The sequence below is a fragment of the Anatilimnocola aquadivae genome, from assembly GCF_049819085.1.
In the GTDB taxonomy this organism is placed as follows: Bacteria; Planctomycetota; Planctomycetia; order Pirellulales; family Pirellulaceae; genus Anatilimnocola.
The window spans coordinates 1,688,124-1,707,258 of record NZ_CP187419.1 but is presented as its reverse complement, the minus strand read 5'-3'; the positions used below and the strand labels follow the sequence as shown (position 1 = coordinate 1,707,258).

Genomic DNA, 19,135 nt, shown 5'->3' with positions numbered 1-19,135 from the left:
TGCCATGCTTTCTGCTGCACTGACCGCCTCTTCGTCTCGCGTTTCGTCGGTCTTGCTAGCCGCCATCTGCCTGGGCACATCCATTTTGGCTGCGGCCGAAGGTGACTATTTTGGCATTCACGTCGTGGATGCGGAATCCGGTCGCGGCGTGCCACTCGTCGAACTGAAGACCGTCAGCGGAGTGCAGTTCATTACCGATAGCGCTGGCTGGATCGCGCTCAGCGAACCCGACCTGCTGAATCAAAAGGTTTACTTTCACATCTCTAGCCACGGCTACGAACTTCCCGCCGATGGCTTTGGCTTTCGGGGCAGGGTGTTGGAGGTAAAGCCTGGGCATAAAGTCGAAGTGAAGTTGCCCCGCAAGAACATTGCCGAACGGCTTTATCGGGTGACCGGCAGCGGACAGTACCGAGATAGCGTCTTGCTCGGCGAGCCCACTCCCATCGCGCAACCGCTGAGCAACGCGCTGGTGCAAGGTAGCGACAGCGTACAGTTCGCCGAGTACCGCGGCCAGTTGCACTGGTTCTGGGGCGACACGAACTTATTTCGCTACCCTCTCGGCATTTTCCAGATGGCCGGTGCAGTCTCGCCCCGCCCCGAGAAAGCGAAGCTCGACATCGAGCAAGGCATTAACCTCACCTACTTTCAGGACGACAAGGGCTCGGCTCGCAACACCGCCGAGATGCCCGGCGAAGGACCGACCTGGGTCTCAGGTGTGACCGTGGTTCCCGATAAGAATGGCCAGGAGCAGATGATTGCCGGCTACACCAAAATTCGAGGGTCCCTCGAAGTATATCGCCGCGGACTCTGCCGTTGGAATGACCAGCGACAAGCCTTCGACGATCTGGGAGCTGTCGCCGAAGATGCGGCGCTGTTTCCCATTGGTCATCCGCTGGCATATACAGCCGACGAGAAGAAGTGGATCTACTACTGCGAACCACTGCCAACGCTACGCGTGCCAGCAACCGCTGAGAGTGTGCTCGACGTGAACCAATACGAAGCATACACGTGCCTGAAATCAGGTAGCCGGCTCTCAAAAAACAAAGCCCGCGAGGAAGTCATCGAACGCGATGCGCAAGGGAAGGTCGTTTGGGCCTGGAAGAAAGACGCCCCGCAACTCGACCCGAGCGAAGAAGCTCGTTGGCTCGATGCGGGCGTGCTGAAGGCGGATGAAGCTCGCCTGCAATTGAAGGATTTAGAGACGGACAAACGCGTCACGCCTCACCGGGGCAATGTTGCCTGGAACGACTATCGCAAATGCTGGACGTTCCTCTTTGGCCAGATCAACGGCAGTTCGTCACTCATCGGCGAGATCTGGTACGCCGAAGCAGCCGACGTCCTTGGTCCGTGGCAACCTGCTCGCAAGATCGTCACGCATGAGAAGTACGATTTTTACAACCCTCGCCAGCATCCTCTCTTTCAGAAAGAGCAAGGAAAGATCATCTACTTCGAAGGAACCTACACGGCCACCTTTGCTGGCAACCCACGCCCGACTCCGCGCTACGACTACAACCAGGTGATGTACAAACTCGATCTGACGAACACGCGTTTGAAGTTAACCTCACCGTAGTTTCGCCAAGTTGACGGCGATTGCTAGCACCGTCGCTCCAGCCAAGGCATCGCAGGCAATCCCTAGCCGGTTTGGGTCAATTCAAACCGGTAGCTTGCCGAAGTAAACAGAGAAGGCAGCGAGGTCCATAAAGCTACGGATGGTTTTTGGCGGACTCGCTGATGATGCGTGCAAGGCATCTGCCTGCCGAGTTCCTCCCAAGGAAGGTTCTCCCCGTGCCTCGGCTTTCCATTGTGATTCCCTGTGTGGGCGGCGCGATCGAGTTTGAAGATACACTCGTTTCCGTCCTCCAAAATCGCCCCGCGCAATGCGAGGTGATTGTCGTTCACGCATTGCCCTACGACGACCCCTACGGCCTTCAAGACGAAGTTCGTTTCATTCGCGTCAGTGGCAAACCCAGCCTCGTTCAACTCGCCAATACCGGCCTCGAAGCGGCCCGCAGCGAGATCGTCCACGTTCTGGGCTGCCGCCTCACTGTGCAAGAAGGCTGGGCCGAGCCTGCGCTCGAACATTTCGAAGGCTCCAGCGTGGCAGCAGTCTCGCCACTGGTAGTCGCCCCGCACGATCAACAAGTCACTTCGGCTGGCGTTACCTACGGCGCCGGTGGTCGACGAAAAATCGCCGGTCAGGGACTAGCCGTCTCAAGCAAGAAGCTCGCGAAGCTCAAAGTCGCTGGACCGACGCTCGATGCCGGCTTCTATCGCCGCGAAGTGGTGCTGGCCCTTGGTGGCTGGCACGAAGCGCTCGGCGAAGCTGCTGCCGACATCGATCTCGGACAGTCGTTGGCCGCCTTGCAACAGACGACCGTTGTGGCTCCCAACATCGTGCTGCACGAACTTCGCCCCGCCGCGAATCTCGGTGGCTTCACGCATGGTCGTGCCTTGGAGCGGCTCTTTTGGCGTCAGTTCGCGGGCGCGAACCCAGCCTGGGCCATCGTCTGCCACGCGCTGGTCGTCATGATGGAACTAGCGGTCCGCTTGCCCAAAGGCGATGCGCTCACTACCTTGCTCGGCCGCACTGTCGGCTTCATGCATGCCGGCACGACCAGCAAGTATCGCCAGTCGCTTGAGCAATCTCGCGAAGCTCTGGAAAGCTCCGCAGAACCCAGCACGCTCTTGATGTCGGCTGCTCGCGAAGAACGCGAACAGGAAGTGCAAGAGACCCGCCAGCGTCGCCGAGCAGCGTAATCTACGTTCGCAACTTCCCTGCCGAAGTTGCTGCGGCCAGTTGATCGATCATTTCGCAAGTGGCGGCTTCCACCGCGCCTTGCCAATTGGCTGAACCGAACTTTTCGCGATACGCGTCACGCTGATGCGCGAAGATGATGCCGCGGCTGTTGTTTACAATCGCTCCCAGGCCGCGCTCATCAAAGGCTGCGGCACAATCGGCCGCCGTGCCACCTTGCGCACCATAGCCGGGAATGAGCAGCCACGTGTGAGGCATCGCGGCTCGCAACTCTGCCAACTGCTGTGGATAGGTCGCACCCGCCACAGCGCCCACAATGCCGTAGCCATTTTCGCCAAGCGTCGCCACCGACAGTTGCTCGACGTACTGCGCCACATGGCGAAACAGCGGCATTCCATCGGTAATCAGATCCTGAAAACGACCACCACCCGGATTGGAAGTCTTCACCAGCACGAAGATGCCCGCGCCGTGATCTTTCGATGTCTGCAAGAACGGCGTGATGCTATCCTCGCCCAGATACGGGCTCACGGTTAGCGCGTCGCTACCCCAGGGGCTTAGGTCGCCGGGCCCGAGATAAGCTTCTGCATACGCCTGAGCGGTCGTGCCGATGTCGTTCCGTTTGCCGTCCATGACGACGAGCAGGCCTTTGCTCGCTGCATAGCGAACCACTTCGCCCAGCGCCACACATCCGGCCGGGCCCAACTGCTCGAAGAACGCTGCCTGAGGCTTGACGGCCGGCACCAGCGGCGCGACGACGTCAATCACCCCACGACAGAACACTTCATAGGCCTTGGCTGTCGACGTCACATCCTTGGCCGTTAACATTCCCGCCGGCAAACTCTCGGCGCACGGATCGAGCCCCACCAGCACGGGCGTTTGTTTCTTCTGGACCGCAGCAATCAACCGATCGGCAAAATTCATCACAGTTTCCACATCTCAAAAAACGCCACCGCCCCTGCGGCGGTGGTTCATTGGCTTTTGCACTACTCACGATTGGGATCCGCAACCTGGCAATTGCCTATTGCTGGTCCACGACTAGTGCTAAAGCCGTTAAACCCCCGGAGCAGGCCCGGGGGCGGAAGATATCACGCCGTCTTTTCTGCAATCGATACAAACGCAGGAAAATACTTCCGAGTTCGCCATTCGATCTTGTCTGGCAGCAGAGCCGTGTCGAACGTCTCGTCCGATTCCACAATCAGCGTACTGCCGACCGGCATCTTGGTGATGATCCCGTCGATCATCGCCAGCATGTCATCCTTGCGGCTGACGAACAGTTCGTACGGCGGCGAGCAGAACACCACCCAAGATGTTCCGTCCGCATCAGGCTGCAGTTTCCGCACGAACATAAACGCATCGCTGAAGACGGCCGTCGCGCGATCGGTCAGGGCTAGTGTGCGAATGTTGTCTTCGATCAGGTTCCGCGTCGGCAGATGTCGTTCGACAAGCGTTGCCTTCGCGGCACCGCGGCTCATCGCTTCCAGCCCCAGCGCTCCCGTGCCCGCGAACAAATCGAAGGCATGCCGACCGATCACGTCGATGCCAATCAAGTTAAAGATCGCTTCGCGGGTCCGGTCTTTCATCGGCCGAGTGCGCAGGTCGCCGCTGTACTGCAGATTGCGGCCGCGAAACGTCCCGCCAATGATCCGCACGCCCGAGATCTGAACTTCTTCCTCGTCCCCTTCGGGCGTCGGGCGAATATGTCCGCGCTTCTTTGGTCCTGTCTTGTCGGGCCCTTTAGTCACTGCGCGACCTCTTCCTGTTTTGTGGCAGTCGGTGCCGCTTCATCTTTGGCGGGAGTTTGCAGCGATGCATCGCTTTGCTTTTCGATCCACGGATTTTCCCACTCGCCCCACGCCTCTAAGTATTGCTGAAAAATGGGGATCGTCTGGGCATGACCTTCTAGCCAGGTGCGCGTCTCACTGACGATTTGATGTTCGGTTTCGAGCTTCAGCTGGCCAAGCATCACAGCGGTGCGCAGGAAAATGAAGTACGTGTCGAGCACATCGCAGCGGCAGTAGTCGGTGATCTCGGCGAGCTTGCCGGCATCGTACAGGTCCTGCACCATGTGCCCTTGCACATCCATTTTTCCCGGCTTGCCGAGGATGGTGGCAGCAAGATTCAAACCACCTTGGAACCTCGCAGCTCCAAAATTCGTCAGCACATCGTGCAGGTCCAGATGGGCGTCGGTGTTGTAGCGATTGCGGGGCTGCTCGTAACTTTTCCCCTGCATGTTGAACCAGCCCGGCACACTGATGCCGTAACGATAGGCGGCCAGTTCTAGCACCGGCACATCGAAGCCGCGGCCATTAAAGCTGACGAGCGTCGGCCGGCGATATGCTTCCCACCCTCGCCAAAAATGCTGGGTGATGATGTGCGGCCGATATTGTGGTTCGTCGAGTGCGACCAGGTCGATCAGCCGGTAGTCGGCAGCCACTTTGGCGACGACTACCGAGACCGGAATCTGAAACGTGTAGGGGATGAAGTCGCTTTCGTACTTCTCCATCAAGTACGCGCGGTACTTTTGCACCGCTGCACCCGGCTCCAGTTCTTCGTCCGGATAACGCACCTTGCCGACGAGCGCAGCGTCGGCAGCGCTTTCGATATCGAACACCAGAAACTTGACGGCTGGCTTGCTCACTAGCGCGGCACCTTGTCAGTGAATCAACAGTAGCCGGAAATTGCCCGGCGAAGTGGCTGTGACTTCACAAACTGCTAGCGAGAAAATGTAGCAGAAAACGCTCCCCAGCGTCAGCATACAGGGGAGCCGTTTTCAGCGGTGCGGCTGGCGATGAGCTGCTACTTGCCACTCTTCATGTGAGCCCGTTCTTCTTCGGCGACTCGTGCCTCGTCGAGTTTCAGCTGTTGCTCATCGGCTTCGGTAACCTTGGCAGGAACCGTAGTCGACGAACCACAGCCAGTTAACAGGGCAACCCCAAGGACCCCGGCGAAACAAACAGACTGCAAACAATTCATGATCAACTACCTCGTGGTGGGAAGACTGGGATTACGAGAGGAGCGGGGCTCCTGCCCCGCCGGCGCGCCTCTCCCAACGCGTCGAACGGTGCAAGAGCCCGCCCTCTCGATGAATGATTACTGAAACGGAGAACCAAGCACGTTGCCGTCGCGAATCGTGCAGAAGTTCTTCCACATGGCGGCATCGACGTTAAATGCGATGTTCATCACCGAGCCATCGGCGCGGGCCATATTTACACCACCGGGGTGACTGCTGCCAAACCGGTTCGACCAGAATGCAGGCTTGGTGCTGTCGGGATGCAATAAATCTGGCTGCGGAACCTCATTGCCAAAGCGGACGATGCATTGATCCCAGCCTGCATTGCTCCAGGGTTCGTTATCGCCGCCAGCGGAACCCCAGGTAGTTGGATGCACCTGTTTCTCGCCGATCAATGCAGTTTGGCTGGTGCCGTCAAGGATATCTGCCAAACGGCGTTGTTGGTTGATGGCCGTGGCGAGGGGAGTAGTCGGGCTGATCGTTTCCCACTGCCGGATGAACGCACCTTCTTTGCCATGGTTGTCAGGAATGTCGCCCCCATTGCCACAATAATCGTTCTTGGCAGCGGCAGTCGGTTTGTATCGGGCAGGTGCTCGCCGAGTCGGACAGTAGTAGCCTTTCACTGGAGTGTTGGCGACTACTGCATCACTCGTTTGCTGATGCAGATTCGCTTGCTCAATAAACGGCAGAATCTGATAAGCCCAGCTCCAGCCACGGCGATCATCGGCGTTGCAGCAATCCTTGTTGGGGCCATCGGAACCGGCGTGAGGCAGGAACAGGTACGTATCGTGGTGATTATGAACCGCCAGCGCGATCTGCTTGAGATTGTTCTGGCATTGCATCCGGCGGGCTGCTTCGCGGGCGGCTTGCACCGCCGGCAATAGTAGCGCGACTAAGACTCCGATGATGGCAATCACCACCAACAACTCGACCAGCGTAAAGGCGGCTCGTGACCGCGACATGCGAGTGACCATTTCCTGTTTCTCCATTCTCGTTCGTTCCAGTTCCGACTCATCCGCGACAGGCTCCTCGACTATAAAAGCGAATCGGCCAGGCAAAACGGGGTGCCCGCTCACAAGTGGCAATGTTCATCAACTATTCACAACACTGGCCACGCAATCGAGTGGTTTGTTCACGAGAACTTCACGCGATTCGCGGCCAGCCGCAGCAGGCGTCGAATCTGCTTGCTGCAAACCTCACAGACTGACTCGTGGTCAACTTAAAGAACCGTAGCTCGACCGTGTCACTGGCACCGAGTTACATCGGGCGGAAAATCGCTCTAGAATGCTCGCGTTTCAGCGGTCATCTCACCCGGCAATGCGATCAACCAGCATGGACTCTCTTCTTCTCCTCCCGCGCAATACCAACCAGGCGCGCGGCATCGGGCAATACGCGATCGAGTTCCTTGCGGGCGAGCGCGGCGAACCAACCGACGAAGTGCTGACCCGCGTCGAGCAGTTTCATACCGACAGCATTGCTTGCGGTGTGGCAGCGCTCGCGTGTGGAGCAGCGGCTCCGCACATCTTGCGAGCAGAAGCACTGGACTATCCTGCCAGCGAAGGCCACGGCGTACCGCTGCTTGGTTCGACAGCACTCGTGCAGCCCGAGAAGGCCGTGCTGGCGAATAGTTCGGCGGTGCGCGAACTGGATTCCAACGGCACGAACTTTGGCTACAACCCGCGCACGGGATACACGCGCGGTGAGTTCGGCCACAACGACTTCTACCCGGTTGCCATTGCCGCCGCTCAACTCGTCGGGCTCGATGGCCGGCAAACCTTGCGGGCCATGCTCTGCCTTGATGAGATTCGCGGCCGGCTCGCCGAGTGCTATGGCCTGAAGGATCACAAGATCGATCACGTGCTGCACGGCGGCATTGCTTCGGCAGCCGTCTATGGTGCGATCCTGGGTGCGACGGTCGAGCAGATCGAATCGGCGATTGGGATGGTCGTCGCTCACTACGTACCGTTCCGCGCGATTCGCCACGGGCATCAACTGTCGGATAGCAAGGGTGCCTCGGCAGCGATCACCGCCGAGATGGCGGTAACTTCCATGCGGCGGGCCATGCGCGGCTTTGTCGGACCCGCCGATATCCTCCGCAATCCGCAGGCGGTCTTCTGTCTGTTCGAACCCACCAAGCAAGACGAAAGCCCGTTCGACTTGGAATTGGCCACGGCAGGCAGCGACTTTGCCATCATGGGGATGCACTTCAAGCTAGGCTTGTACGAGCATCAGTCGGCGGGCGCGATCGGCGGCCTGATTTCACTGCTGGCGAAGCATCCAGGCCTGTGCGCCACCTGGCAACAACTCGAGCGAGTGCGCATCACGATCTACGAACCGGCCTTCAGCATTATTGGCGACCCGCACAAGCGCGATCCGCGCACGCGGCAAAGTGCCGATCACTCGATGGTCTACATCATCGCCACGCTGCTGCGCAAAGCGATCGAACGAGAGACCTCGGTCGCATCGCCAGCTCGGCCCCACGACGAGATCACGCTGTGGCAAGACCTGATGCTGCTGCCGGCAGACTATGACGACGAGTCGTTGATGCACCCGATCACGCGCGACCTGATGCAGCGGATCGAGTTCGTCCACGGCGGCAGCGAATACGACCGCCGCTATCCCGATGGCATTCCCACCACCATCGAACTGGTCCACCAGGAGCAAGGCTCCCTCACCAGCGGCCTGGTGATGTATCCCCAAGGGCACGCTCGCTGCGAACGAACCCACCTGGCGACGCTGCTCGCCAACAAGTTCGAACGGCTGACCGAGAACGCCGTCGCCGAAGTCCCGGCGCTCTTTGCCCAGCTCAGCGGACTCGCCATGAAGAGCCCCGCGCAGATCCGCTCGCTGTACGATTTTTCAATGATCGCCAAATAGCAGGAACTGCTGCTACTCGGCGGCTCTTCTCTCTGGGCACGACGCCCCCGCAAGCTACTTCACCAGTTCGATATCCAGCGTGTTGGCTCCAGCCTTCACCTCGACCATTTCCTCTTTGGGGCGCAGGCCGTGAAAGGGCGAAAGAGGCGGGCCTTGGCCCGGCTTGTACTCGACACCGGCCGGAGTTTCCGCCACGGGTGCAGAATAGGTGACGCGATGCTTACCGGCGATGGCACCCCCACCATCTGAACCAGGAACTACGCTGTAGGAACCATCGCTACCGACAGTCGCTACTGCCGGCTTACCGACTTCGCTGCCGGTGGAAGTTCCGTCTACTTGCGGCAGAAATGTCAGCGAGCCGCCGGTTACGGGCTGACCGTTGAACGTCACCTTGCCCTTCACCGAATTGGACTTCGAACCGCAGCCAGAGAGGACAAGTAAGCCAACGGTCGCAAGGAGTGTATAGCGAATCATGTTCAGATCAATCTTGCTTGAGAGAGGTGGGAAACAAAACACGCCAGAGAAAGTGCTCTCTGGCGTGCAGGAAAATCAAGGACTTGCTTCGTCGTAAACTACGGCAGCATATCCGACTCACCGTCGCTGCGAGTGCCAGCCGCACGGTAAACCACGGTGTTGATGCTGTCATTGATGTAACGGATCGAAGCGTCACCCAGAACGAACTGAGCACCACCGGGGTGCTTGCTACCAAAGCTCATGTTCGACTCGACACCAACCTTACGATTGATGAAGTAGTTGGGGTCGACAAAACGAAACACTCCAGCCGAACCGGCGGTGCCGTTGCAACTACCGTTGTTGTTACCACCAGCCCAGATTGGATACTTGCCATCGTTAGTGCGAGTGCGGCTGATTTCCGATGTTTCACTAACCTCGCCGGCCATAATAGTGTTGCTGGTACCATCGGTCATTGCGGCCAACGATGTGGTCCAGGTCTCGACATTGTCATTGGCCATCAGGAACACGCCCAGCTGATCCTTACCCTTCACGCCTGCGCATGTTGTGGGGGTTGCCGAGCCGACACTAAGCGCGGGTCCAATGTTGCCGCAGTAGTTGGTCTTGTAGTAACCGTCGTTGTCGCGTTCCGGCAGGGTGTCCGAGGGGCACATGTAAAAGTTCAACTTAGTCTTGCACAAATCGGAAACAGCCGTGATCTGGCTAATATGATGGGCCTTGGTAGGAAAGGCATTGTCGATGTTATCGGCGCCCGCAGGACCGTTACGGCCGCCACCCATATCGGGCGGAATGAACATACCGGCCGAACTCATTTGGTTGTAGAGTGCCGTTTGCTCAACGAAGGGCAGGATCCAGGTCCGCCAGCAAAAGTTGTTGTTGTCGTCATCGTACGCGCCAACCGGCAGCTTGTTGTAAGTGTCGTGAAAGTTGTGAGTGGCCAGACCAATTTGCTTCAAGTGATTTGCGCATTGGGTGCGGCGAGCTGCTTCACGCGCGGCTTGAACCGCAGGCAACAGCAGAGCGACCAGCACGCCGATAATGGCGATCACGACAAGCAGTTCGACCAGCGTAAACCCGGACCGACGCAAGAAATGAGAGTGCTTCATTCACACGGTTCCTAAGGAAATTTGATACGCGCGCGAAGCGATACACGATCGCCCAGCGGACGAATCAAGGCGGCGCCAAATTGGCAGCCAAAGATGGGGAGAGGAAAATTACGGCTGGAAATCGAATTGCTGTCTACCGTTCAATCAGCTTGGACATGCTGATGAATGGAGGCTTGCCTCTGGCAGAAAACAACGCAGTTCGATCCGTTCATCCAACAATAGGTACGGTTGCGAAAGACTTCTACTCCACTATCGAGGGAGTAAAGCATTTTTGCGCGAATTACAGGTTAACTGCTGACGAGGCTTGGCCGAACGCGACAGATAGTCGCGAGTAACCACCGCATCGACGTCTCGCGCTTAGCTGCCAAACCACTTCTTCAGCACATGCAGCGTCGTGGCACGACCGGCCCGAGCGATGCTCGTGGTGAGCGGAATCCGCTTCGGGCAAACGGCGACGCAGTTCTGGGCATTGCCGCAGACCTGAATGCCGCCTTCTTGCGTGAGCGCTTCCAAGCGCTCGCCGGCGTTCATCGCACCGGTGGGATGCATATTGAAGAGCATCGCCTGGCTGATGGCGTGAGCACCCACGAATTCCGTATCGAAGGTGTTGTTCTTCCGCTCGATGAAGGCTTCGTCCGTTTCGCCCTCATCGCGAACCAGTTCCACCTTCAGGTACTGCGGGCAAGCCTCGAGGCAGCAGCCGCAGCTCATGCATTCGCTGAGCGGGTACGTCTGCTCGTGGGTCTTGGGCGAAACCTTCGGACCAGGGCCTAGGTCATAGTAGCCATCGGCGGGGATCCACGCTTTGACCTTTTGCAGACCGCGGAACAAACGGCTGCGGTCGACGACCAGATCTCGCACGACTGGGAACTTGGTCATCGGCTGCAGTTCGATCTCGGCCGGGTGATCGGCGAGCAGCTTGTCGACAAGGGCCGAGCAGGATTGCCGCACCTTGCCGTTGATCACCATCGTGCAGGCGCCGCAGACTTCTTCCAGACAGTTGCAGTCCCAGGCAACGGGCGCGACGTGCTTCCCCTCTGACGAAGTGGCCTTCGCGGCGATGCGCTGCAGCACGCTGATGACGTTCATGTCCGATTCGTACGCCACCGTATGACGTTCCCAGTAGCTGGGCTCGCCGGGTGCGTCTTGGCGCAGCACGCGAACTTCGAATGTGGCGGGCTTGGCAGCCGGTTCGTCGTGGCCATGGGCATGACCGTGACCATTAGAACCGTGACCGTTAGCGTGATGCGAATCTGCCATGATTATTCTGCAAACCGTGATGGAGAAAACAATTCAATTGAATTCGACAATCCACACGAACACTTCATTAGGTAGCCCGACGCGTCAGCGAGGGGATTTTCTACTTTTACGTTGTGTCGCAATTCTCCCTCGCTTACGCGTCGGGCTACTTCAGGATTCAACAACCAGTGCTAGTGAGCACCAGCCAGCGCGGGCTTGCCCGCTGCGGCACCGTTGCCGTTGCTGCCGGCCGCTTGCTCCTTAGCTGCTTGCCGTTCCTTCCAAACCTTTTCGATCTCTTCGGCACCGACCAGGCCGTACAAACGTGGCCGCGGTGTGACGATCGAAGTATCGACATCTTCGTAGCTGAGCTTCACTTCCTGGCCATCCCAGGTGGCAATGGTCGACTTCAACCACTTGGCGTTGTTGGCATCGAACTCATCGCACCACTTCTCAGCCTGGCGACGGCGTTCGGCCGGCTCGGTGGCCGTGAGTGCCTTGAACGAGAAATCGGGCTTGTAGTGAGCACCGCGGCTTTCGTCGCGAGCCAAGGCACCCTGCAAGATCGTAAGGGCCAGCGGGAACATGTCGATCAGAGCCTTGGTGAAGACCACGTTCTGGTTGGTCCACGCGCCGGAGTCCGAGAGCGAGCACTTGTGCGATCGCTCGTGCAATTCCTTCACCTTAGCGACGGCATCGCGCAGCTGATCGTTGCGACGAACCACGGTCGCGGCCTTGGTCATCACATCGCCCAGTTCCTGGTGAATCAGGTACGGGTTCTCACCGCCGGCGGGTCGCTTGAGAAGCGACTCGTGGCGCGTCTTCTGCTGCTTCATTGCTCGTTCGAAGAGCGACGAAGGAAGCTCCGAAGCGGCTTGCTTCGAACCCTTCAGCAACGTCTCGATACCAGGGGCCGTGATCAGACCGCTGAAGATGCAACTCAGCAGCGAGTTGGCCCCTAGGCGATTGGCCCCGTGATACTGATAGTCGCACTCGCCCATCGCGTACAGATTGGGGATGTTGGTGGCCTGGTTCTTGGGCGAACCTTGCACCAGACCGCCGTCGCCACTTTTCTGATAGTCGACCCACAGGCCGCCCATCGAGTAGTGAACCGCCGGGAAGATCTTCATCGGCGTGCTGCGAGGATCAACGCCTTGGAACTTCTCATAGATCTCGAGAATGCCACCGAGCTTACGATTCAGTTCAGCTCGGGGGATGTGTGTTAGGTCGAGATAGACGGCCAGCCGATCTTTATCGACGCTCAGTCCTTCGTTCACGCAGATATCGAAGATCTCGCGGGTCGCGATATCGCGCGGCACGAGGTTCTTGTACTTCGGATAGCGATCTTCCAGGAAGTAGAATCGCTCGCTTTCAGGAATCACCAGCGGATCGCGTGGATCTTGCGGAGTGCGGGGCACCCACACGCGACCACCTTCGCCACGGGCCGACTCGCTCATCAGCCGTAGCTTGTCGGCACCAGGAATGGCGGTCGGATGGACCTGAATGAACTCGGCGTTGCCAAACTTGGCACCCGCTTGAAAGCAGCGACTGGCGGCACTGCCGGTGCACACCATCGACATCGTCGAACGGCCATAGATCAAACCCGGACCACCGGAAGCGACAATCACGGCATCGGCCGGGAAGGCCCGCATTTCCATGGTCGTCAGGTCTTGGCCAATCGCGCCGCGGCAAACTCCGTCGTCGTCGAGGACTGGGCCCAAAAAGTCCCAGAACTCGTACTTCTTGATCTTCCCTTCGGTTTCCCAGCGGCGCACTTGCTCGTCGAGACCATACAGCAACTGTTGGCCCGTCGTGGCACCGGCGAAGGCCGTTCGCTTGAACAGAGTGCCACCGAAACGACGGCGATCGAGGTAACCCTCGGGCGTACGATTGAAGGTCACGCCGAGGCGGTCCATCAATTCGATGATCTTCGGCCCCCACACGGTCATTTCCTTGACCGGAGGCTGATGCTGCAGGAAGTCACCACCGTACACCGTGTCGTCCAGGTGCAGGTATTCGGTGTCGCCCTGTTGGCGGGTCAGGTCGTTCACACTGTTGATGCCACCTTGGGCACACACACTGTGCGAACGCTTGACGGGCGTCAGGCTCATGAGGTCGACGGCGATATCGAGTTCGGCCAGCTTCATCGCTGCTGCGAGACCGGCCAAACCACCACCGACGATCAAAACTCGTTGCTTTGCCATGAGGGGGAAGGGGCTAGGGGCTAGGAACTAGAGGCTAGGGAAACACTTACTCCCTCTCCTCGGTACTCCGGGGAGAGGGTTGGGGTGAGGGGCTGCCCCTCTTTCGACCCAACTACATTCTTCTTCAATCGCAACTACTTGGTTTCTTCCGCCGGTTCAGCAGGCGGATTCACCGGCGCATCCGAGCCGCCGGCCTTCGCATGCTTGGCATGGTCGTGCCAGCGCTTTTGATCGGCCGGTGTCACTTCACCCGAGGCGGTCTTGGCGTCGTACATCTTGTCTTCGTCTTTGCGAATCTGCTCGATTTGCTCTTTGGTCTTCGTGGCGAAACCGCCGAGCGCACTCAAGCCGACCACCGACAGAGCCAGACCAAACACCACGCAGGCGATTGTGGCATTTCGTTGGGCCGCCGGTGTGATCCACACGCCCCAGGTAATGCCGAAGGTCCAAATACCGTTGGCGAGATGAAATACGCATGACAAGATGCCGATGGCATATAGCAATTGTACGATCAGCGGCGAGAGGGCCTCGGCAGCGGTCGACGTGGCGTTGTACGGGCGGAACATGTGACCACCGAGCGGAGCGGCAACCCCTTCGGTCCACCACTTCGAATGGAACCAGCCATGCATATGGAACACGTGCCACATGATGAAGACAAAGGCGATCATGCCGGTCGCTCGTTGCAGCGTGTAGCGGACATTGCTGCCGTACTTATAGGTGCTGCTGTTGGGCAGGCCGCCGCGAATGATTACCACGCCGAAAATGGCGTGAAATAGCAGCGGAATGAAGATGAATACCCATTCGACCAGCGGCAGAATCTGCCCCAAGCTGTGAATGGTGTAGACGTTCTTTTGAAAGGTCAGCGGGCTATCGAGCACCGTCGAGTTGGTGAGCAAGTGCACCACCATGTACGCGCCGACGGGAATCACGCCGCTCAGCGAGTGCAACCGCCGGAGCAGGAACTCGTTGCGAGAGAGAAAAGTTGACGGCGGCGCATCTTTCACGGCTGTCCTCGTTTTCCGCGGCTGTCTCGGCCTGGTTGGCCAATGGTGATCGGGGCTAGCTGCTGGGGGCGAATAGCTGGCACGGGCAGTTTCGACGGCTCTCAACCAGCGGTGGCTGAACGTATCTTCTGCCAGGGCAAGCGGTGTCGTCACTGCACGCTGTTTTTGCGTAGCGCCATCAGTATAGGCGTCCCCTGCACTTTGCCAACAGGGCGGAATCAGAACCATGCGGGCCGAGAGCTATTAGCAGACCAATCGTTCCTTGTCAGGCGATCTGGCTGTCAGGTTTTTCTCGACGAGCACCAAAACGTCCAACAATTGCCGGGGTTTTTGGACAGGCACCAGTTCTTGGTTTTTGTCGGAAGTGGCTGCCGGTGTGTCACTTGCGACTTGCGGGCTACTTTTGCCACTCATCCTCTTTGTCCAACAACCGGGCTAATTCTTGGACAGGCGTCTCGAACGCCACTGCCGCTCCTACTTCGCGAGCGCGGCCTTGCCCAGCCGCATGGCGCGGGGCATGAGACTTAACCACCAAACTGTGAGAGAACTTCCCGATATTAACTCATGATGGTGATCTATTGTCAACTGTCTGGCTCGTTGTTTTTTTCTATTTATTTCCGATGTCGCGTGGTCAACTTGCTGCCGCGACGACGAAAAGTGCATACAGGGCGAGCCCGCAGATGGTGAAGATCACGAGAAATAGTGCCGCCAAGATCAACACGAAAATCAGCGCCAGGTTACGAACTTGCCGGGTCGCTGTAGAGTCGGGAATTTGCTCGTTGCGATTGAGGGGCGACTCGTACGGATTGGGCTGCATGGCCGAAATCTACTGGGCCGAGGTTTAGCGGACCAGCCGCTGCATGATGTGGGTACTGGGCGGAGCAGCACCGGCCCACGCTTGCAGGTAGTACTCGACTACGGCGAGCACTTCCCCCTTTTGTCTGCCCCAGTGCAGATAGAGACCGCGCAAGGGAGCCACGCGCGTCAGCCTGTCATCAGGCAGCAGCAGGAGCCCGAAGCGGCGGACTTCATAGGAGCGAATCGCGGTCCAGCCGATGCGCCGCTCGAAGCCCAGGCAGCGTTCTTTGATCCCTGTTGCCCCCAGCGAGATCTGCACCGGCAGCCAATTTCGCCAGATGGCGGCATACCCGACTAGACCGACCAGGACGCCGGCCCACCATTGATCGAAGCGCCAGGCGACGAGCAAACCGGCGAGTAGCGGCACGAGCATCGCGAGCCAAGCACCCAGACCGCGGTCGCGCAGTGGGAAATGCCAGAGCGTGACTTCCTCGGGCGCGACGCGAATGTGCAGACTAACGCTTTGCTCGCGCATACGATTTCTCGATTTATCGCGGCAATAAGCCCGGTGCGGGCGACGCGGGAGCCTGATCCAGCGGAGGCAATGGCGCTGGCGGAGCGAGCGGCGTCGGCGGAGCCAACGGTTCGGGCTGAACGAGCGAGCGCATCAGGGCGGGGATTGCTGCGGCTGCATCGGGACCGATCCGGCCCAGCGTGCGGGCCGCGATCTTGCGAATTTCCGGATCGGGGTCGTCGAGTAGCGGCACTAGGTCAGGCACGGCTGTTTTGGCATCGGACCCCATTCGCGCGAGAACTTCCGCAGCCTGCTTTTTTACCAGGGGATCGGGACTGCGCAGCGCCTGTTGCAAATAAGGAATCGCTTGCTGACCTATGCGCCCCAGTGCATCGGCAGCCGCTTCTTGCTCTGTCCATTGTTCGTAAGGACGAATCTCGGGGACGACGGGACGAGCCACCTGCATGACTGGCGAAGGATCGTTCGTCAGGCTGGTTTCGTACGTGGCCTGCTGAACTCCCGCCGTCAGCGGCGATTGAATCCCCGGCGTACGGACGGGCTTCGGGGTCGGATAGGGATCGCTGCCACAACCGGCCAACAGCAACACGCCTGCTGCGATGAACCCAATCCTGAAATCGATCTGTGGCCTGAACATGATCTCGCCTCCCGCGAACCGAAAGAATATCCCTTTAGCATGGTCGCTTACCTCGCAATTGTCCATCGCGGCCGCTACGATCCGCCGGAGGAAACACTTTCGTGGGAATCAATCCGACTGCCATAATCGGCACAATCGTTGGCGCTTAACAGGCCTCGCCGCTGATGCCTGAGCAGGCACCGCCATGCCAAAGTAACATCTGCCAGCAAATTACGCCTGACAGAGTAGCGCCTAACAGAGAAGCAACTCACACAAGCTGGCCTATTCGTTGCGCGCTGCGACAATTGTCGGCAAGCCTCTCTTTTAAGGAACGAAACATGACTCGCGGAATTACGATCTTGATCATGCTGCTCGTCGTCGTCGCTAGTCTTGAGACGGTGACGGTTTCGGCGGGCAGTTCGAAGAATCCTTACTCCAGTTACAACATCAGCGGGGTGAACTACGGTGCCCAGCAGTGGGAAAAGACTCACAGCAAGAGTTCCAGCAGTAGTTCGCCGCGCGTTCGGTGGCGGCGCCGCTAGCGTCGACCAGCGATTGCACAACAGCCCTCCCTCATCTCACAATGAGTGTGGTGGCGCGTGACGCAAGGCTGGGCCCAACGAGCGGAGCCTTGTTAAGCGATCTGCACGTGTCGCCAACTCAGGCAGCAATGCCAGGACCAGAGGAGTGGCGGTGGAGTGCATTGGGGTTTTTTTGTTGATTGGCCTGGTGGCCATCTTGGCGGCGTTTGGCATCTTCAGCCAAACAGCGGCCCGGTTCGAGCGTTGGAATAGCGCACTGGCCGCCGTCTCGCAGCGGTTCGGCGGTTCGCTCAGCCGTGGCGGTTGGTTCAGCAACCCCATGCTGCGAATTCCGTATGGCACGACGTACGCGCGGCTCTCGGTCTATGCGATGCCAGGCACCTCGGGACGCAAATGCCTCGAGATGATTGTGCAGTGGTCCGATGTCGATGTGCATCTGGCGCTGGTGCCGCGTCTCACGCGCCGGCAGATCTCAGTCGATCTGCGCAACTTTACCGAAGTGGAATTTGACTGGGACGATTTTCGTTCGCGGTGGAATGTCTGGGCAGAAGAAGCCGACGATGCGCGCTTGCTGTTGAGCGCCGGGGTGCGCGTGCAGTTGGAACGACTCAGTAAGAGTCCCGAGGCCAGCGAAACGGTCGTGCTGATCTATCCCGGCTGGCTGGTGGTGCGCAAGGTTTGGGAATCGTCTCGCGTTCACGAACTGGAACGGTTCGTCGAAATGTCGCTGGGGCTTTACGATCAGCTGTTGCTGACCAAAACCGAAGGCATCGAATTTGTCGCCAATGACGAGGCGCAGATTATCGATCACGCCAGCTGTCGCATCTGTGGCGAAGAGATGCTCGGCGAGATCGTGGTCTGTCGTCGTTGTCAGACGCCCCATCATCGCGATTGCTGGGAGTACGCGGGAGGCTGCGCCACCTACGGTTGCCGCGAGACCATCTATCTGCTGCCGCGCCGCGGCATCGTGCAGCCCGACAAAGCTGCCGATGATTCGCCGCCTGGTCGCCCCTCGAAACCTCGCTAACGGCAATTCAAGCTGAGACACCGCTCGTGAACGACACCTCCGTATTCTTTTGCGTGATGGTTGTGCTCGTGCTGCTCGTGGGCATCGTCATTTTGGCCACGTCCTCGTCCAGCACGGCCGCCCTCGATGTCGTCGCCAAGAAATGGGACGGCTACGTCGAACCGGGTGGTCCGCTCGCCAGTCCTTATGCATTTCTGAAGATCGATGGCAGCATTGCGCGGCTGCACTACACCCGGCAAAGAAACATTCGCTACACGCACCTGACGATTCCGTTTCCGGACCGGAACTTTCGCGTCGAAATCCACTCGCAGAATCTGGTCGAGCAATTTCGCCGGCTGCTGGGGATGGAAGACATTGAGATTGGCTCGCCGCAGTTCGATGACGCCTTTGTAATCAACGGCAACTCGCCCAAGGCCATTCGTGATTACTTTACTGCCGATGTGCAAACTTCGATCTTCGAACTGGCTCGCTTCGCGGCGGTGTTCTCGCTCGACTTGCACTTGTCGATTCAAAGCGGCGTATTGCGGATCACCAAGCACGCGGGATTGAGCAGCGTCGGCGAGCTAACGCGCTTCGTGGCGTTGTGCGAAATGGTCTATCACACGCTGGCCTATTCTAGCCGAAGTGGCATTGAGTTCATCACTCCTGTCGCTAACGAAGCGACAGTTGGGCAAGCGGAAGAGACGCAATGTCAGGTGTGTGGCGAACCGCTTGTTTCCAAAATCGTTTATTGTGCGAGCTGCAAAACGCCCCATCATGCCGATTGCTGGGAGTATTTTGGCTCCTGCGCCGTGTATGGCTGCGGCCAGAAGAAGCATCGCACCAAATTGAAGTAAGAACTCGAGCGACTCAGCGAATACCACAATTGTGAATGATGGCCTGGCTATTCTGTTTTTGATTGTTGGCGCGATTGTAGTTGCCATCATCATCGGCTCGTTGACGAGACTGAATCAA

19 protein-coding genes are annotated in these 19,135 nt (G+C 58.6%); 6 read left to right on the top strand and 13 right to left on the bottom strand.

What is annotated here, in order from left to right; translation table 11 throughout:
• Positions 1-4: 4 nt before the first annotated feature.
• The gene (locus NA78x_RS06820; RefSeq protein WP_425617682.1) at positions 5-1,570 is read left to right on the top strand and encodes a hypothetical protein; all 1,566 of its coding nucleotides are present in this window, start codon (positions 5-7) and stop codon (positions 1,568-1,570) included.
• 215 nt (positions 1,571-1,785) lie between these two features.
• The gene (locus NA78x_RS06815) at positions 1,786-2,757 is read left to right on the top strand and encodes a glycosyltransferase family 2 protein (protein ID WP_425617681.1); all 972 of its coding nucleotides are present in this window, start codon (positions 1,786-1,788) and stop codon (positions 2,755-2,757) included.
• A 1-nt stretch (position 2,758) separates the two neighbouring features.
• Here NA78x_RS06815 and pyrF read toward each other — a convergent pair whose 3' ends face one another.
• From pyrF to NA78x_RS06790, 5 genes are all read right to left on the bottom strand, one after another.
• Positions 2,759-3,676: an orotidine-5'-phosphate decarboxylase gene (pyrF, locus tag NA78x_RS06810; protein WP_425617680.1), complete on the bottom strand. Its 918-nt coding sequence runs from the start codon at positions 3,674-3,676 to the stop codon at positions 2,759-2,761.
• Between the two features lie 164 nt (positions 3,677-3,840).
• Positions 3,841-4,497: an RsmD family RNA methyltransferase gene (locus tag NA78x_RS06805; RefSeq protein ID WP_425617679.1), complete on the bottom strand. Its 657-nt coding sequence runs from the start codon at positions 4,495-4,497 to the stop codon at positions 3,841-3,843.
• Positions 4,494-5,393 (bottom strand): 3'-5' exonuclease, encoded by a 900-nt coding sequence (locus NA78x_RS06800; RefSeq protein WP_425617678.1) that lies wholly within the window; start codon positions 5,391-5,393, stop codon positions 4,494-4,496. The genes NA78x_RS06805 and NA78x_RS06800 overlap by 4 nt, the downstream gene beginning before the upstream one ends.
• Positions 5,394-5,551: 158 nt before the next feature.
• Complete coding sequence (locus tag NA78x_RS06795) at positions 5,552-5,728, bottom strand: hypothetical protein (RefSeq protein ID WP_425617677.1); 177 nt, start codon at positions 5,726-5,728, stop codon at positions 5,552-5,554.
• A gap of 117 nt (positions 5,729-5,845) precedes the next feature.
• Positions 5,846-6,727 (bottom strand): DUF1559 domain-containing protein, encoded by an 882-nt coding sequence (locus NA78x_RS06790; RefSeq protein WP_425617676.1) that lies wholly within the window; start codon positions 6,725-6,727, stop codon positions 5,846-5,848.
• A gap of 370 nt (positions 6,728-7,097) precedes the next feature.
• Here NA78x_RS06790 and NA78x_RS06785 point away from each other — a divergent pair, with 370 nt between their 5' ends.
• The gene (locus tag NA78x_RS06785) at positions 7,098-8,642 is read left to right on the top strand and encodes an MmgE/PrpD family protein (RefSeq protein WP_425617675.1); all 1,545 of its coding nucleotides are present in this window, start codon (positions 7,098-7,100) and stop codon (positions 8,640-8,642) included.
• 54 nt (positions 8,643-8,696) lie between these two features.
• Here NA78x_RS06785 and NA78x_RS06780 read toward each other — a convergent pair whose 3' ends face one another.
• The 8 genes from NA78x_RS06780 to NA78x_RS06745 form a co-directional block, all read right to left on the bottom strand.
• Positions 8,697-9,116, bottom strand: a complete 420-nt coding sequence (locus NA78x_RS06780; RefSeq protein ID WP_425617674.1) for a hypothetical protein — start codon at positions 9,114-9,116, stop codon at positions 8,697-8,699.
• A gap of 98 nt (positions 9,117-9,214) precedes the next feature.
• Entirely contained in the window at positions 9,215-10,219 is a 1,005-nt protein-coding gene (locus tag NA78x_RS06775) for a DUF1559 domain-containing protein (protein WP_425617673.1), read from the bottom strand.
• Positions 10,220-10,576: 357 nt separating this feature from the next.
• A complete protein-coding gene (gene sdhB / locus NA78x_RS06770; protein ID WP_425617672.1) occupies positions 10,577-11,479 on the bottom strand; it encodes a succinate dehydrogenase iron-sulfur subunit in 903 nt (300 codons plus the stop codon).
• A gap of 170 nt (positions 11,480-11,649) precedes the next feature.
• Complete coding sequence (gene sdhA / locus NA78x_RS06765; protein WP_425617671.1) at positions 11,650-13,662, bottom strand: succinate dehydrogenase flavoprotein subunit; 2,013 nt, start codon at positions 13,660-13,662, stop codon at positions 11,650-11,652.
• Between the two features lie 134 nt (positions 13,663-13,796).
• Positions 13,797-14,666 (bottom strand): succinate dehydrogenase cytochrome b558 subunit, encoded by an 870-nt coding sequence (locus NA78x_RS06760; protein WP_425617670.1) that lies wholly within the window; start codon positions 14,664-14,666, stop codon positions 13,797-13,799.
• A gap of 631 nt (positions 14,667-15,297) precedes the next feature.
• Entirely contained in the window at positions 15,298-15,483 is a 186-nt protein-coding gene (locus NA78x_RS06755) for a hypothetical protein (protein ID WP_425617669.1), read from the bottom strand.
• Between the two features lie 24 nt (positions 15,484-15,507).
• Entirely contained in the window at positions 15,508-15,999 is a 492-nt protein-coding gene (locus NA78x_RS06750) for a hypothetical protein (RefSeq protein WP_425617668.1), read from the bottom strand.
• Positions 16,000-16,012: 13 nt separating this feature from the next.
• Positions 16,013-16,633: a HEAT repeat domain-containing protein gene (locus NA78x_RS06745; RefSeq protein ID WP_425617667.1), complete on the bottom strand. Its 621-nt coding sequence runs from the start codon at positions 16,631-16,633 to the stop codon at positions 16,013-16,015.
• Between the two features lie 317 nt (positions 16,634-16,950).
• Between NA78x_RS06745 and NA78x_RS06740 the strand changes: the two genes are divergently transcribed.
• From NA78x_RS06740 to NA78x_RS06730, 3 genes are all read left to right on the top strand, one after another.
• A complete protein-coding gene (locus tag NA78x_RS06740) occupies positions 16,951-17,154 on the top strand; it encodes a hypothetical protein (protein ID WP_425617666.1) in 204 nt (67 codons plus the stop codon).
• A gap of 151 nt (positions 17,155-17,305) precedes the next feature.
• The gene (locus NA78x_RS06735) at positions 17,306-18,181 is read left to right on the top strand and encodes an RING finger protein (RefSeq protein ID WP_425617665.1); all 876 of its coding nucleotides are present in this window, start codon (positions 17,306-17,308) and stop codon (positions 18,179-18,181) included.
• A gap of 26 nt (positions 18,182-18,207) precedes the next feature.
• A complete protein-coding gene (locus NA78x_RS06730) occupies positions 18,208-19,017 on the top strand; it encodes an RING finger protein (RefSeq protein ID WP_425617664.1) in 810 nt (269 codons plus the stop codon).
• The last annotated feature ends 118 nt before the right edge of the window (positions 19,018-19,135 follow it).

What these genes read in the sequence shown, in the direction of transcription:
- NA78x_RS06820 (WP_425617682.1), top strand. Translation starts at nt 5, where the DNA reads ATGCTTTCTGCTGCACTGACCGCCTCTTCGTCTCGCGTTTCGTCGGTC.
- pyrF (WP_425617680.1), bottom strand. Translation starts at nt 3,676, where the DNA reads ATGAATTTTGCCGATCGGTTGATTGCTGCGGTCCAGAAGAAACAAACG.
- NA78x_RS06795 (WP_425617677.1), bottom strand. Translation starts at nt 5,728, where the DNA reads ATGAATTGTTTGCAGTCTGTTTGTTTCGCCGGGGTCCTTGGGGTTGCC.
- NA78x_RS06790 (WP_425617676.1), bottom strand. Translation starts at nt 6,727, where the DNA reads ATGTCGCGGTCACGAGCCGCCTTTACGCTGGTCGAGTTGTTGGTGGTG.
- NA78x_RS06785 (WP_425617675.1), top strand. Translation starts at nt 7,098, where the DNA reads ATGGACTCTCTTCTTCTCCTCCCGCGCAATACCAACCAGGCGCGCGGC.
- NA78x_RS06780 (WP_425617674.1), bottom strand. Translation starts at nt 9,116, where the DNA reads ATGATTCGCTATACACTCCTTGCGACCGTTGGCTTACTTGTCCTCTCT.
- NA78x_RS06775 (WP_425617673.1), bottom strand. Translation starts at nt 10,219, where the DNA reads ATGAAGCACTCTCATTTCTTGCGTCGGTCCGGGTTTACGCTGGTCGAA.
- sdhB (WP_425617672.1), bottom strand. Translation starts at nt 11,479, where the DNA reads ATGGCAGATTCGCATCACGCTAACGGTCACGGTTCTAATGGTCACGGT.
- sdhA (WP_425617671.1), bottom strand. Translation starts at nt 13,662, where the DNA reads ATGGCAAAGCAACGAGTTTTGATCGTCGGTGGTGGTTTGGCCGGTCTC.
- NA78x_RS06755 (WP_425617669.1), bottom strand. Translation starts at nt 15,483, where the DNA reads ATGCAGCCCAATCCGTACGAGTCGCCCCTCAATCGCAACGAGCAAATT.
- NA78x_RS06750 (WP_425617668.1), bottom strand. Translation starts at nt 15,999, where the DNA reads ATGCGCGAGCAAAGCGTTAGTCTGCACATTCGCGTCGCGCCCGAGGAA.
- NA78x_RS06745 (WP_425617667.1), bottom strand. Translation starts at nt 16,633, where the DNA reads ATGTTCAGGCCACAGATCGATTTCAGGATTGGGTTCATCGCAGCAGGC.
- NA78x_RS06740 (WP_425617666.1), top strand. Translation starts at nt 16,951, where the DNA reads ATGACTCGCGGAATTACGATCTTGATCATGCTGCTCGTCGTCGTCGCT.